Annotated in this window: 15 protein-coding genes; 9 read left to right on the top strand and 6 right to left on the bottom strand. The window is 74.2% G+C overall.

Going from position 1 to position 13487, the window contains the following annotated elements:
- The first annotated feature begins 671 nt into the window (after positions 1–671).
- The 9 genes from ACYVHQ_RS12680 to ACYVHQ_RS12640 all read left to right on the top strand — a co-directional run bounded on the left by ACYVHQ_RS12680 (position 672) and on the right by ACYVHQ_RS12640 (position 9280).
- Positions 672–1448, top strand: coding sequence for a hypothetical protein (locus tag ACYVHQ_RS12680; protein WP_460513575.1), 777 nt, complete (start codon positions 672–674; stop codon positions 1446–1448).
- On the top strand, positions 1438–2457 hold the full coding sequence (locus tag ACYVHQ_RS12675; RefSeq protein ID WP_460513573.1) for an HAD-IIA family hydrolase: 1020 nt from the start codon (positions 1438–1440) through the stop codon (positions 2455–2457). The genes ACYVHQ_RS12680 and ACYVHQ_RS12675 overlap by 11 nt, the downstream gene beginning before the upstream one ends.
- 13 nt (positions 2458–2470) lie before the next feature.
- On the top strand, positions 2471–2674 hold the full coding sequence (locus ACYVHQ_RS12670; protein ID WP_460513571.1) for a hypothetical protein: 204 nt from the start codon (positions 2471–2473) through the stop codon (positions 2672–2674).
- Positions 2671–3489 (top strand): TlyA family RNA methyltransferase, encoded by an 819-nt coding sequence (locus ACYVHQ_RS12665; protein ID WP_460513568.1) that lies wholly within the window; start codon positions 2671–2673, stop codon positions 3487–3489. Before ACYVHQ_RS12670 ends, ACYVHQ_RS12665 begins: the two co-directional genes overlap by 4 nt.
- A gap of 5 nt (positions 3490–3494) precedes the next feature.
- Entirely contained in the window at positions 3495–4421 is a 927-nt protein-coding gene (locus ACYVHQ_RS12660) for an NAD kinase (protein ID WP_460513594.1), read from the top strand.
- Positions 4418–6121 carry a DNA repair protein RecN gene (gene recN / locus ACYVHQ_RS12655; protein WP_460513567.1) on the top strand — a complete coding sequence of 568 codons (1704 nt, stop codon included), beginning with the start codon at positions 4418–4420 and terminating at the stop codon, positions 6119–6121. The genes ACYVHQ_RS12660 and recN overlap by 4 nt, the downstream gene beginning before the upstream one ends.
- A 139-nt stretch (positions 6122–6260) precedes the next feature.
- Positions 6261–8039 carry a CTP synthase gene (locus tag ACYVHQ_RS12650; RefSeq protein ID WP_460513592.1) on the top strand — a complete coding sequence of 593 codons (1779 nt, stop codon included), beginning with the start codon at positions 6261–6263 and terminating at the stop codon, positions 8037–8039.
- A complete protein-coding gene (locus ACYVHQ_RS12645; protein WP_460513565.1) occupies positions 8036–8632 on the top strand; it encodes an NUDIX domain-containing protein in 597 nt (198 codons plus the stop codon). Before ACYVHQ_RS12650 ends, ACYVHQ_RS12645 begins: the two co-directional genes overlap by 4 nt.
- Positions 8633–8674: 42 nt before the next feature.
- Positions 8675–9280 carry a CDP-alcohol phosphatidyltransferase family protein gene (locus ACYVHQ_RS12640; protein ID WP_460513563.1) on the top strand — a complete coding sequence of 202 codons (606 nt, stop codon included), beginning with the start codon at positions 8675–8677 and terminating at the stop codon, positions 9278–9280.
- Between the two features lie 16 nt (positions 9281–9296).
- On the opposite strand, the gene ACYVHQ_RS12635 is transcribed toward ACYVHQ_RS12640, so the two are convergent.
- The 6 genes from ACYVHQ_RS12635 to ACYVHQ_RS12610 form a co-directional block, all read right to left on the bottom strand.
- A complete protein-coding gene (locus ACYVHQ_RS12635) occupies positions 9297–10040 on the bottom strand; it encodes a phosphotransferase (RefSeq protein WP_460513561.1) in 744 nt (247 codons plus the stop codon).
- Between the two features lie 100 nt (positions 10041–10140).
- Positions 10141–10410, bottom strand: a complete 270-nt coding sequence (locus tag ACYVHQ_RS12630) for a GlsB/YeaQ/YmgE family stress response membrane protein (RefSeq protein WP_460513559.1) — start codon at positions 10408–10410, stop codon at positions 10141–10143.
- A 69-nt stretch (positions 10411–10479) separates the two neighbouring features.
- Entirely contained in the window at positions 10480–10692 is a 213-nt protein-coding gene (locus tag ACYVHQ_RS12625; RefSeq protein WP_460513557.1) for a hypothetical protein, read from the bottom strand.
- 126 nt (positions 10693–10818) lie between these two features.
- Entirely contained in the window at positions 10819–11424 is a 606-nt protein-coding gene (locus ACYVHQ_RS12620; protein ID WP_460513556.1) for a hypothetical protein, read from the bottom strand.
- Positions 11425–11577: 153 nt separating this feature from the next.
- Complete coding sequence (locus ACYVHQ_RS12615; RefSeq protein WP_460513554.1) at positions 11578–12912, bottom strand: MFS transporter; 1335 nt, start codon at positions 12910–12912, stop codon at positions 11578–11580.
- The gene (locus ACYVHQ_RS12610; RefSeq protein ID WP_460513552.1) at positions 12909–13385 is read right to left on the bottom strand and encodes a MarR family winged helix-turn-helix transcriptional regulator; all 477 of its coding nucleotides are present in this window, start codon (positions 13383–13385) and stop codon (positions 12909–12911) included. Before ACYVHQ_RS12610 ends, ACYVHQ_RS12615 begins: the two co-directional genes overlap by 4 nt.
- Between the last annotated feature and the right edge of the window lie 102 nt (positions 13386–13487).

Genomic DNA, 13487 nt, shown 5'->3' with positions numbered 1-13487 from the left:
CTTGTGGGAGAGTAGGACACCGCCGGACATCCATTGACACCACCCCGCGGGGTGGTGAACCAGAAGAGCCACCCCACCGGGGTGGCTCTTCTGCGTTACAGCCCGGACCCTCGCACGAGCCGAACGGCAGTAACATCGACGGGTCGCCCCCTCGGGTCGACCCCACAACACCACAGCTGGCACACCGTAGAGGAGCAACCGTGACCGAACGCGACGACGAGCGCGGAGACGACCGGCGTCCCCGCTCCTCCGGTGGCCAGGGCGACGGCGGACCCACGCCGCCGTCACGTCGGCCCGACTCCGGCCGACCCCCTCGTGACGACCGCAGCGGCGGCGAGCGACAGCAGCGCCCCCCGCGCGGTGACCGCCCGTCGTCGGGCGGCCGACCGCAGCGCGGGGACCGCCCGACGTACGGTGACGGTCCGCAGCGCGGTGACCGCCCGTCGTCGGGCGGCCGTCCGCAGCGCGGCGATCGTCCGGCGTACGGGGACCGTCCGCAGCGCGGCGACCGTCCGGCGTACGGGGACCGTCGGCAGCGCGGGGGGCGCCCTGGTTCCGGGGACCGCCCCTCGGGACCGCGTCGCGACTCCGGTCGTCCGCCCCGGCAGACCGACGAAGAGCGTGACCCCTACGGCCTGAAGTCGGTGCGTCCGCAGCACGAGGTCGCGCACGTGCCCGACGACGTCGAGCCCCGCGACCTCGACAAGGTCGCCCGTGGCGAGCTCAAGACCCTCAGCAAGGAGAACGCCGACTGGGTCGCCAAGCACCTCGTCATGGCGGGCCGTCTCATCGACGAGGACCCGGAGGAGGCCCACAAGCACGCCCTCTCCGCCGGTCGCCGGGCCGGCCGGATCGGAGTCGTCCGCGAGACCATCGCCATCACGGCGTACACGGTCGGCGACTACGCGCTCGCACTGCGCGAGCTGCGCACGTACCGGCGCATCTCGGGCCGTGACGACCACCTGCCCCTCATGGTGGACAGCGAGCGCGGGCTCGAGCGGCCGGAGAAGGCCCTCGAGCTGGGGCGCTCCGTCGACCCGAGCACGCTCGAGGTCCCCGCACGGGTGCAGTTGGCGATCGCCATGTCCGGTGCGCGGCTGGACCTCGGTCGCCCGGACGCGGCCCTCCGCGAGCTCGAGATCCCGCAGCTGGACGCCACGAAGGCGTTCAGCTGGAGCCCCGACCTGTTCGACGCCTACGCCACCGTGCTCGAGGACCTCGAGCGCACCGAGGACGCGGCGCGCTGGTACGCGCTGGCGGACCGAGCCCGTGCAGCGCTGGACGCCGCCAGCGAGGAGGACGCCCGTGAGACCGTGGAGATCGTGGAGGAGGACCTCGACGTCGACGCCGGCGACGAGCAGCCCGTCGACCTCGGCGTCGAGCCCGAGCCCGGTGCCGGGCCGGACGACGAGCCCGATGTCGGGCACGAGGGCGACGATGTCCGCTGACGCGGTCACGCCGCTCGACGGCGTCGACGCGGTCCTGGCCGACCTCGACGGCGTCGTGTACCGCGGCCGGCACGCCATCGACCACGCGGTGGACTCGCTCAACCGGGCGGCCGAGCACCTCCGCGTCGGCTACATCACGAACAACGCCTCGCGCACGGCGACCGCCGTGGCGGCGCAGCTCGCGGGGTACGGGCTGGCGGTCACCGCGGACGACGTGGTGACGAGCCCGGAGGCCGCGGTGCGCCTCCTGACGGATCTCGTGCCCGCGGGCGCGACGGTCCTCGTCGTCGGCGGGGAGGGCCTCACGACCGTCGTCGAGGCGGCGGGCTTCGTCGTGACGCGCTCGGCCGACGACGCCCCGGCGGCCGTCGTGCAGGGCTTCTCGCCGGAGCTCGGCTGGAAGGACCTCGCCGAGGCGTCGTTCGCGCTGCACGCCGGGATCCCGTGGGTCGCGACCAACACCGACTGGACGATCCCCCAGGAGCGCGGCGTCGCCCCCGGCAACGGCACCCTCGTCTCCGCGGTGCACACCGCCGTCGGCCGCCTCCCCGTGACGGCCGGCAAGCCCGAGACCCCCATCTTCACTGCGGCGGTGGAGCGCTTCGGCGCCTCGCGGCCGCTCTTCGTGGGGGACCGCCTCGACACCGACATCGTCGGGGCGAACCGTGCGGGGCTGCTCTCGGCCCTGGTGCTCACGGGGATCGACGGGGCCAAGCAGCTGCTCGCCGCGCCGGCCGACTCGCGGCCCGACTTCGTGCTCGGCGACCTCCGCGAGCTGCACGAGCCGTACCCGGCCGTGGCGGAGCACCTCGAGGAGGACATCCGCGTCGTGACCGTGCGCGGCGCGAGCGTCGGCGTGCGCGGCAACGTCGTGCGCGTCGTCAGCGCGGGCGACGACCCGGTCGACCTGATCCGTGCCGGGACGCGGGCGGTGTGGTCGACGGGGCTCGCGATCTACGCCCTCGACGTCGACCCCGCCCTCCACCCGGACGACCCCCGCGGGACGTAGTCTGGTCGGCACCATGACCGACCTGCCCGCACCCGCCGACGACCACCAGGAGGCCGTCCCCGGCCTGGCCGAGCGGCTCGCCCTCGTCGACGCGCAGCCGCTCGAGGAGCGCGCTGCCGCCTATGCCGGGCTGCACGACGACCTGCGGGCCGTCCTCGAGGACCAGCCGCGCCACGATGCCCTCCCGGCCGCCGGTCCCGTGCCGGGCCGCCGGTGACCGACGCGTCAGGAGGCCCGGGCGAGCGCCTCGACGCGGCCCTGGCCACGCGGGGCCTGGCCCGGTCCCGCACCCACGCCGCGCGGCTGCTCGCCGACGGCGTCGTCACGGTCAACGGGCGGGGCGTCGTCAAGGCGAGCGTCCGGGTCGGACCGGACGACGACCTCCTGGTGGCCCGCCTCGACCACTACGTCAGCCGCGCCGCGCACAAGCTGCTCGCCGGCCTCGACGCCTTCGGCGTCGACCCGACGGGTCGCGTCGCGCTCGACGTGGGGGCCTCGACGGGCGGCTTCACGCAGGTCCTGCTCGAGCGGGGCGCGAGGCACGTGGTCGCCCTCGACGTCGGGCACGGTCAGCTGGCCACCCCGGTGCGGCTCGACCCCCGCGTGACGATGCTCGAGGGCGTCAACGCCCGCTACCTCACGCGGGAGCAGCTCGTCTCGCTGGCGCCCGTGGGGGCCGGGGCCGACCTGGTCGTCGCCGACCTCTCGTTCATCTCGCTGGCCCTCGTGCTGCCCGCGGTCCTCGCGACCGTGGGCCCGGACGCCGACCTCGTCGTGCTCGTGAAGCCGCAGTTCGAGGTCGGGCGCCAGGGCGTGCGGGAGGGGCTCGTCGTCGACCCGCGCCTGCGCGCGGAGGCGGTGACCGGCGTGCTCTGGGCCGCCCACGACCTGGGGCTCGGCACGGCGGGCCTCATCTCCTCCCCAGTCATCGGGACGGCCGGCAACCAGGAGTACGTCGTGCACCTCTCGGCCCGGGCCGGGACGAATCCGACAGAATGGCTGGACACGGCGGACGAGGTGACGGGAGCGTGAGCGACATGGACAGGACGCGGCGCGTGCTCGTCGTCTCGCACACGGGGCGGCGCGACTCGATCGACGCGGCCCTCGAGGTGTGCGGGCTGCTCTGCGCGGCGGGCGTGGTGCCCGTCCTGCCCCGCGACGAGTTCGAGGACGTCCGCGCGGCCGAGCCGAGCTTCGGCGACGACGTCGAGATCATGCCCGACGACGTGCCCGGGGACCTCCTCGAGGCCGTGCTCGTCCTGGGCGGCGACGGCACGATCCTCCGGGCGGCCGAGCTCATCCGCGGCTCGAGCGCGCCCATCGTCGGCGTCAACCTGGGGCACGTCGGGTTCCTCGCCGAGAGCGAGCGCGACGAGCTGGCCGAGACCGTGGCGCGCGTGCTCGCCGCCGACTACGACGTCGAGGAGCGCTTCGCCCTCGAGGTCACCGTGACCAACCGCAGCGAGGTCGTGTACCGCACCTGGGCGATGAACGAGGCGACCGTCGAGAAGGCCTCGCGCGAGCGCATGCTCGAGGTCGTCATCGAGGTCGACGGGCGACCGTTGTCGTCGTTCGGCTGCGACGGCGTCGTCATGTCGACCCCGACGGGTTCGACGGCGTACTCGTTCTCGGCCGGCGGGCCCGTCGTCTGGCCCGAGGTGCAGGCCCTGCTGCTCGTGCCGCTCAGTGCGCACGCCCTCTTCGCCCGGCCCCTCGTCGTCGGGCCCGACTCGACGTTGGCGGTCGAGGTGCTGAACCGCACCGACGCCCGGGGGATCCTCTGGTGCGACGGCCGGCGCCAGCACGACCTGCCGCCGGGCGCGCGCGTCGAGTGCAGCCGCTCCGAGCAGCCCGTGCGCCTCGCGCGCCTGCGCCAGGGGCCGTTCACCGACCGTCTCGTCGCGAAGTTCCGGCTGCCGGTGACCGGCTGGCGCGGGCCGGCGACCGAGGGGGCCGCCGAGTGATCGAGGAGATCGCGATCCGCGACCTCGGCGTCATCGGTCGTGCCACCCTGCCCCTCGGGCCGGGGTTCACGGCCGTCACGGGCGAGACCGGCGCGGGCAAGACCATGGTCGTCACGGCGCTCGGGCTGCTGCTCGGCCAGCGCGCCGACAGCGGCGTCGTCCGCCGCGGCAGCGACCGGGCCGTCGTCGACGGTCGGTGGCTGGTCGCGGCCGAGGGCTCCGTGGTCGACCGCGTCCACGACGCCGGCGGCGAGGTCGACGACGGCGAGCTGCTGCTCAGCCGCGTCGTCGCACAAGAGGGTCGTGGCCGTGCCTTCGTCGGCGGCCGTCAGGCGCCGGTGGGCGTGCTGGCCGACCTCGCGGACGACCTCGTCGTCGTGCACGGGCAGTCCGAGCAGATCAGGCTGCGCTCGGCCACCGCGCAGCGCGCCGCGGTCGACGCGCACGGCGGTGCCGAGCTGGCCGCGGCGGCCGAGGCCTACCGGCAGGCGCACGACGCCTGGCGGTCCGCGGTCACGGAGCTCGACGAGCTGACCCGGCACCGCGACGAGCGGCGGGCCGAGGCCGACGAGCTGCGCGCCGCCATCGACGAGATCGAGTCCGTCGCCCCCGTCCCGGGCGAGCTCGACGAGCTCGACGCCACGGCCGACCGGCTCAGCAACGCCGAGGACCTGCGTCTCGCGGCGGGCCTCGCCCACGAGGTGCTCTCGAGCGACGCCGCCGACGGTGCCCGTGACGTGCTCTCGCTCGTCGACGAGGCCCGACGGCAGATCGACCGGGTCGTCGCGCACGACGACGCCCTGCAGCCCGTCGCCGAGCTGCTCACCGAGATCAGCGTGCAGGTGTCCGAGGCGTCGTCGCGGCTCTCGAGCTACGTGGGGGGCCTCGACGCCGACGCCTCCGCCGAGCTGGAGGGCGTGCAGGAACGCCGGGCGACGCTGGCGGCGCTCGTCCGCAAGCACGGGCCCACCCTCGACGACGCCGTCCGGCTCCTCGACGAGGGCAGCCGCCGGCTCGTCGAGCTCGACGCCGACGACGACCGGGTCGAACGGCTCGAGGTCGAGGTCGGCGAGTTCCGCACCGAGGCCGAGGCCAGGGCGGGCCGCCTGACGGAGCTGCGCCGCGCCTCCGGCGCCGACCTCGCCGAGCGCGTGAGCACCGAGCTCGCCGCGCTCGCCATGACGGGCGCCGAGCTCGTCGTCGAGGTCGAGCCCCGTGACGAGCTGGGCAGCACGGGCGCCGACGCGGTCGCGCTGCTGCTGCGCCCGCACCCCGGCAGCGAGCCGCGGCCCCTCGGCAAGGGCGCCTCCGGCGGTGAGCTCTCGCGCGTCATGCTGGCCCTCGAGGTCGTCATGGCGGGGTCGAGCGCCGTGCCCACGTTCGTCTTCGACGAGGTCGACGCGGGCGTCGGCGGGTCGGCGGCCATCGAGATCGGCCGACGCCTGGCCGCGCTCGCCGAGCGCGCGCAGGTCATCGTCGTCACCCACCTGGCGCAGGTCGCCGCCTTCGCCACGAACCACCTCACGGTCGTCAAGGACGCCTCGGGCGAGGTGACCGCGTCGAGCGTGCGCCAGCTCGACGGCGACGAGCGCGTCGCCGAGATGGCGCGGTTGCTCTCCGGCCTGCCCGACAGCCCGAGCGGCCTCGAGCACGCCCGCGAGCTGCTCGACCTCGCCGGCGGGGCGCGCCGGTCGCGCTGAGGGCCTGGTCGACGGGCCCGTCCGGGTGGACGACCGGGCGGTCCTCGACGGGCGGGACCGACCGGGCGGGACCGACCGGGCGCGACCCGGGGGTGTGCGGGGGGTCGAGGGTGACGTACGATGGAACCCCGTGGCGGACATCACTGACTCGGGCCCTTCTTCCCACCTCGACGACGCTCCTGCAGGGGCCAAGACGACCAAGCACATCTTCGTCACCGGTGGCGTCGTGTCGTCGCTCGGCAAGGGCCTCACGGCCGCCAGCCTCGGCAACCTGCTCACCGCGCGGGGCCTCGACGTCGTGATGCAGAAGCTCGACCCCTACCTCAACGTCGACCCGGGCACCATGAACCCGTTCCAGCACGGCGAGGTGTTCGTCACCGACGACGGCGCCGAGACCGACCTCGACATCGGCCACTACGAGCGGTTCCTCGACATCGACCTGGCGCAGTCCGCCAACGTCACGACGGGGCAGGTCTACTCGAGCGTCATCGCCAAGGAGCGCCGCGGCGAGTACCTCGGCGACACCGTCCAGGTGATCCCGCACATCACGGACGAGATCAAGCGACGCATGCGCGAGCAGGCCTCGAACGACCCGCAGCCCGACGTGATCATCACGGAGGTCGGCGGCACGGTCGGCGACATCGAGAGCCAGCCCTTCATCGAGTCGGCGCGCCAGGTGCGCCACGAGCTCGGCCGGGCGAACGTCTTCTTCGTGCACGTCTCGCTCGTGCCCTACATGGGCGCCTCGGGCGAGCAGAAGACCAAGCCGACCCAGCACAGCGTCGCGGCCCTGCGCTCGATCGGCATCCAGCCCGACGCGCTCGTGCTGCGCAGCGACCGGCCCGTCTCCGAGTCGAACAAGCGCAAGATCGCCCTCATGTGCGACGTCGACGAGGACGCCGTCGTCAACGCGATCGACGTGCCGAGCATCTACGACATCCCCACGATGCTCAACGACCAGGGGCTCGACCGCTACATCGTCGACCACCTCGGCCTCGCCGACAAGGCGCACGACGTCGACTGGTCGCGCTGGCAGAAGGTCCTCACGGCCGTGCACGAGCCCAAGCACGAGGTCACCATCGGCCTCGTCGGCAAGTACATCGACCTGCCCGACGCCTACCTCTCGGTCACCGAGGCGCTGCGCGCCGGCGCCTTCGCGCACCAGGCGAAGGCCAACCTCGTCTGGATCCCCTCCGACGACTGCGAGACCCCTGAGGGCGCGGCGAAGGCGCTCGCCCACGTCGACGGCATCTGCGTGCCCGGCGGCTTCGGCATCCGCGGCATCGAGGGCAAGCTCGGCGCCCTCACCTTCGCCCGTGAGAACGGGATCCCCACGCTGGGCCTCTGCCTCGGCCTGCAGTGCATGGTCATCGAGTACGCCCGCAACGAGGCCGGCCTCGGCGGGGCCTCGTCGTCCGAGTTCGACCCCGACACCGAGTTCCCCGTCATCGCCACCATGGCCGAGCAGGTCGACATCATCGCGGGCGGCGACCTCGGCGGGACCATGCGGCTCGGGCTGTACCCGGCGGCGCTCGCGCCCGGCTCGCTCGCGGCCGACCTCTACGGCTCCGAGCTCGTCGAGGAGCGCCACCGCCACCGCTACGAGGTGAACAACCACTACCGCCAGCAGATCGCCGACGCCGGCCTCGTCTTCTCGGGCACCTCGCCCGACGGCTCGCTGGTCGAGTACGTCGAGCTCGACCGCACGGAGCACCCCTTCTACATCGGCACGCAGGCGCACCCCGAGCTCCGCTCGCGCCCGACCGACGCGCACCCGCTGTTCAGCGGGCTCGTCGACGCCGCCCTCGACCGCCAGAACTCCAGCCGGCTCTTCGCCGACGAGGCCACCGAGGGCGAGCAGGGCGAGGGCGCGGCGGCGGGCACCGCCGAGGGGACCGCCGCCGAGGTGCGCGCGTGAGCGACGCCGGGGTCGGGGCGCCCGACCAGGGCGACCGGGGACTCCTGCGCGACGACCCGTTCGAGGCGACGGTGACGTCGTCCGAGGTGGTCTTCGAGGGCGCGGTCTGGAACGTCGTGCGCGACGTGCTCGACTACGACGGCTCGAGCATCACGCGCGAGTACGTGGCCCACACGGGCGCCGTCGCGATCATGGCGATCGACGACGAGGAGCGCGTGCTCGTCATCAAGCAGTACCGCCACCCGATCCGGTCGCGCGACTGGGAGCTGCCCGCGGGGCTGCTCGACCAGGAGGGCGAGTCCCTGCTCGAGGCCGCGCAGCGCGAGCTCGCCGAGGAGGCCGACCTCGAGGCGGGCACGTGGGACCAGCTCGTGGCCTTCCACACCAGCCCCGGCGGCAACGACGAGACCGTGACGGTGTTCCGGGCGACCGACGTGCGCTCGACGAGCGAGGCCTTCGCGCGCGAGGCCGAGGAGGCCGACATCGAGGTGCGCTGGGTCGCCCTCGACGACATCGTGCAGGGCGTGCTCGAGGGGCGCCTGACGAACTCGATCCTCTCGATCGCGGCCCTCGCGGCCGCGGCCAGCCGCTGACCCCGCCGGTCCCGCCGACCCCGCCGACCTGGTGACCCGACCGTGACGCTCTTCGACCGGCTCTTCCGGCAGGACGAGTGGCGCACCGTCCCCAACGCCATCACGGCCGCGCGCCTGCTGCTGCTGCCGGTGTTCCTCGTGCTCGTCGTGCAGGGCGACCCCGCGCCCGCCATGGTCGTCATCGCGGTGGTCTTCGTCACGGACTTCCTCGACGGCTTCATCGCCCGCCGGACCGGCACCACGAGCGAGCTGGGGCGCTGGCTCGACCCCGTCGCCGACCGGGTCACGCTCATCGTCGTCGCGGTCTCGTTCGCGCTCGGCGGCCTCGTGCCCTGGTGGGCGCTCGTGCTGCTGCTCGTGCCCGACGTGCTGCTCAGCGGCTTCGCCCTGTGGGCGTTCGGCGGCGCCGCGTTCCCCGTCACCTGGCTCGGCAAGGTGCGCACGGCGCTGCTCATGACCGGGCTGCTCGTGCTGCTCGTGGGCGTCGCCCTGGGCGACGCGGCCTGGGCAGGAGGCGCGGACCGGGCCGTCACGACCGTCGGCGCCGTCGCGTTCGGCGCGGGCCTCGTCGGGCACTGGGCCGCCGCCGTGCAGTACGGCGTGACCCTCGTGGGCCGCTGGCGACGTGAGGGGCGCTCCGCGGGCTGAGCCGTCGCGCTCGTCGTCAGCCGGCGAGCCAGAGGGCGCGGTAGAAGGCCGTGCGACGCTCGTCGGGCGCGATGCCGTAGGCGTCGAGGAAGGTCTCCTCCCACCCGTCGCCGACGTTCCAGCCCAGGCTCATCGTGGCCACGGCCAGGTCGGCCCACCGGTCGGCCACCCCGAGCGCGTCGAGGTCGACGTGTCCGGACCAGGTGCCGTCGTCGAGCACGAGCGTGTTCGGCAAGCAGGCGTCGCCGTGGCAGACCACGAGGCGATCGATGGGCGGGACCTCGGCCTGCAGGGTCGGAGCGGTGCCGGCACGGTCCTTCTGGGCCAGGCGGTCCTCCACGGACCAGCTGAAGGGGCAGTCGTCCACCGGCAGGGCGTCGTGCAGACGCCGGAGGCCCGCCCCCGCGGCGCGGACGGCGAGCGCCGGGTCCGTGGTCGCCCAGAACGGGTCGACGCAGCTGCGCCCAGGGAGCCCGGCGGTGACGAGCCAGTCGCCGTCGTCGTCGCTGCCGATCTCGAGGACGCGCGGCACGGGCGTGAAGTCCTCGGCCCACCGGAGGCGCATCTCCTCGCCGTGCAGGTCGAGGCCGCTGCCGTGCGGTGCCCACTTGGCGAAGCGGCGGCCCGGCCCGCTGCCGAGCTCGAAGGTGAGGCCGCCGGCGTCGTTGCGCCAGACGGGGCGGACGGTCGCGCCCGCGGCAGCGGTGACCACCGCCTCCGGGGCGACGGTGTCGGGAGCGAGCCAGTTGTCGGTGGGCACGGCGCCAGTCTGGCATCGCCGTCGGGTGCGTGCACCGCCACGGACGACCGCGGGCGGCCTCCCCAGAGGGGAGACCGCCCGCGGCGTCGGTGCTGGTGCGTCAGGCGCGACGACCCGAGCGCTTCGTGATGAAGCCCCAGATGACGAGCACGATGAGCGCGCCGACGATGGCGATGATCCAGGACTGGATCGAGAAGAAGCCCTCGTAGCCGACGTCGAAGATGAGGCCGCCGAGCCAGCCGCCCAGGAGGGCGCCGATGACGCCGAGGACGAGGGTGGCGATCCAGCCGCCACCCTGCTTGCCGGGGAGGATGAGCTTGGCGATGGCGCCGGCGATGAGGCCGAGGAGGATGAAGGCGAGGAAGCCCATGATGTGTTCCTTTCAGGAAGTGCGGAGTGCTCGGGGGGAGCGGGTGCGGGGCCCGGGGGCCCCCGGCGATCAGCGGTGGCGCTTCTTCGCCTTCTTGACGGCGGCCTTGCGGGCCTTGTCGACGTCCTTCTTCGCCTGGGAGCGCGCCTTGACGACCTGCGGGTCGTTCCAGAACGATCCGAACCAGCCGGAGATCTCCTTGTAACGGCCCGTACCGGCCTTCGCGCCCAACGTGTAGGCGATGAAGGCGATGACCGCGATGACGATGTACTTCAAGCGCATGTGTGGTGCCCTCCCAGATGAGGCGTGTCGTTGACGGAGTGCACGGTAGACCCTCAGCCCGCTTCGTGCCCGCTTCGTGCCTGCTCTGCTAGGAGCACGGCCTCGAGTCGTCGGCCCGCGGAGGCCTCAGGCCGGTCGCCGACCGACGTCCTCGGACCCGTCCGCGGGGCCGTCGCCACGGGCCGCCGCGACCGTCGGGGCCTTCGCCACGACGCCCACGGGTGGTCGCCCCAGGGGGCGGAGGACCACGGGTGCGACTCGCGCCGTCGGTCGCTCCACGCGGCCGGGCCCCCTCTCCTCGTCGTCGAGGAGCGCCCGGCTGTAGCCCGTTCTGGGGGCACGCCCGGTCCCTCCGGCGCGGCCGTCGTCGGGCTCGTCCCGGGGCTCGCCCGCCGGTGCGCCCGCGGGCACGGGCGGGTCGGTGCGCGTCGAGGAGGTCGGGGGCCGCGCCTCGGCGTCCACGGCAGCCGGTCGTGCGGGCCCGGCGTCCGGTCCGAGCCGGCCGAGCCCTCGATCGGCCAGCGCGACGAGCGCGATCGTGACGCCGCCCAGGGCGACGGCGAGGCCCAGGAGCAGCACGGCCACCGCCACGAGGTCGAGCGAGCCGAGCCGTGCGCCGTCGGCACCGGCGTCACCGGGCTGGACGAGCCTCCTGCTGGCGGACACGGCGACCACCGCGCCCACGGTGAGGGACGCCACGGCGGCGACGCCGCCGGCCCGTGCTCTGCCCATGCCCGACCTCCGTCGGCGACCGCTCGGGGCCGGTCCAGGCCTGAGCGATCGTCATGGCGACACGGTACGCCCGACCCGGTCGCGCGGGAAGGGGCGCGCACCGCACCGCGCGTCGTGCACCGCACCCAGCGTCGGGCACCGCACCGCGCGCCGTCAGGAGGCGCGGCGCGCCACCACCTCGTCGCCCGCGAGGGCGCTCGCCGCGACCTCGCGCGCCCGCGCGGCGGGGGTGCCGTCGTGGTCGACGGTGAAGCGGAACCGGCTGGCCGGGACGCGGTGCAGGCGCAGGTGCTGGCTGCGCACGAGCCAGGCGAGGGCGAGGCCCGCGGCGACCAAGCCCGAGCCCGCACCGACGCCGAGGGCCCAGCGCGGCCCGGCCGTGTCGGCCACCCAGCCCACGATCGGGGCACCGAGCGGCGTGCCGCCGGTGAACACGGCCATGTAGAGGGCCATCACCCGGCCGCGCATCTCGGGGCTGGTGCCGAGCTGGACGGTGCTGTTGGCGGTGGTCATCAGCGTGATCGACGAGAGCCCGACGGTGACGAGGACGGCCGCGAAGCTCCAGTAGGTGGGCATGAGCGCCGCGACCGCGCACGTGAGGCCGAACGCGGCGGACGACAGCACGAGCACGCGGAGGCGCGGCACCTCGCGTCGGGCCGCGAGCAGGGCCCCCGCGAGGGACCCGACGGCGATGCACGACGAGAGCAGGCCGAAGCCGCTCGCGTCGACGCCGAACGACACGCTCGCCATGGTCGAGGTGAAGATCGGGAAGTTCAGCCCGAAGGTGCCGATGACGAAGACCATCACGAAGACCACGAGCAGGTCGGGCCGCCCCCGGACGTAGCGGAACCCGTCGCGGATCTGCCCCTTCGCCCGCACCAGCGTCGGCTTGGCGACGAGCTGCGAGACCCGGATCGCCCGCAGCGACAGCAGGACCGCCGCGAACGAGGCCGCGTTGAGGAGGAACACCCACCCCGTGCCCCAGGTCGCGATGAGCACGCCCGCCACGGCCGGCCCCAGCAGTCGGGCGCCGTTGAACGAGGCCGAGTTGAGGCCCACGGCGTTGGTGAGCTGCTCACGGGGCACGAGCTCCGACACGAACGCCTGCCTGATCGGTGCGTCGATCGCGTTGGCGGTGCCGAGCAGCAGCGCGAAGCCCCACACCATCCACAGCTGCACGGCGCCGGTGAGGACGAGCAGGCCGAGGGCGAGGCCGAGCGCGGCCATCACGCCCTGGGTGACCATGAGCATCCTGCGCCGGTCGAAGCGGTCGGCGATGAGGCCGGTGATCGGCACGAGCAGGATCGGCGGCGCGAACTGCAGCGCCATGGTGATGCCGACGGCCGTCGCGTCGTGGTCGGTGAGGTCGGTGAGGACGAGCCAGTCCTGAGCGGTGGCCTGCATCCAGGTGCCGGTGTTCGACACGAGGGCTCCGCCGAACCAGAGGCGGTAGTTGCGGACGGAGAGGCTGCGGAACATCGCGCTCACGAGCGGGTGAGCTCTCGCAGGATGCGCGTGGCCTCGGTGAGCGTGCGGCGCTCGTCGGGCGTGAGGGCGGCGAGGCGCGGCGCGAGCCACGCGTCGCGGCGACGGCGGGTCTCGAGGACGGCGTCGCGCCCGGCGTCGGTCGTCTCGAGCAGCACGCGACGTCGGTCGGCTGGGTCGGTGGTCCGCCGCAGCAGGCCCTGCTCCACGAGCTTGTCGACGGCGCGCGTCATCGACGGCGGGGCGACGCCCTCGTGCTCCGCGAGCTCGCCGATCGTCAGCGGCTGCGCCTGCAGCACCCAGCCGAGCGAGGCGACGAGGCCGTCGCTCAGCGTCGCGTCGGCCTTCTGCTGCCGGAGGCGGCGGGCGAGCCGCAGAGTCGCCGCGCGGAGGTCGGTCGCCAGGCGGGCGTGGGGGAGGGCGCGGAGGGTGCCCGTGCTCGGTGGCGTGGGGGGTGGTCCTGGAGGTCCTGACATCGTCGTCAAGGATAGGTCGTTACTTCGGCTGAGTAAAGAACCGGTCAAGATGGGCAACGGGTGCATGGCTCGCTGCGGGAGGGGCGCAACATGGTCGCGGGC

Source organism: Frigoribacterium salinisoli (assembly GCF_054781095.1).
The sequence above is the reverse complement of the archived record's forward strand: the minus strand, read 5'-3'. Positions and strand labels throughout refer to the sequence as shown.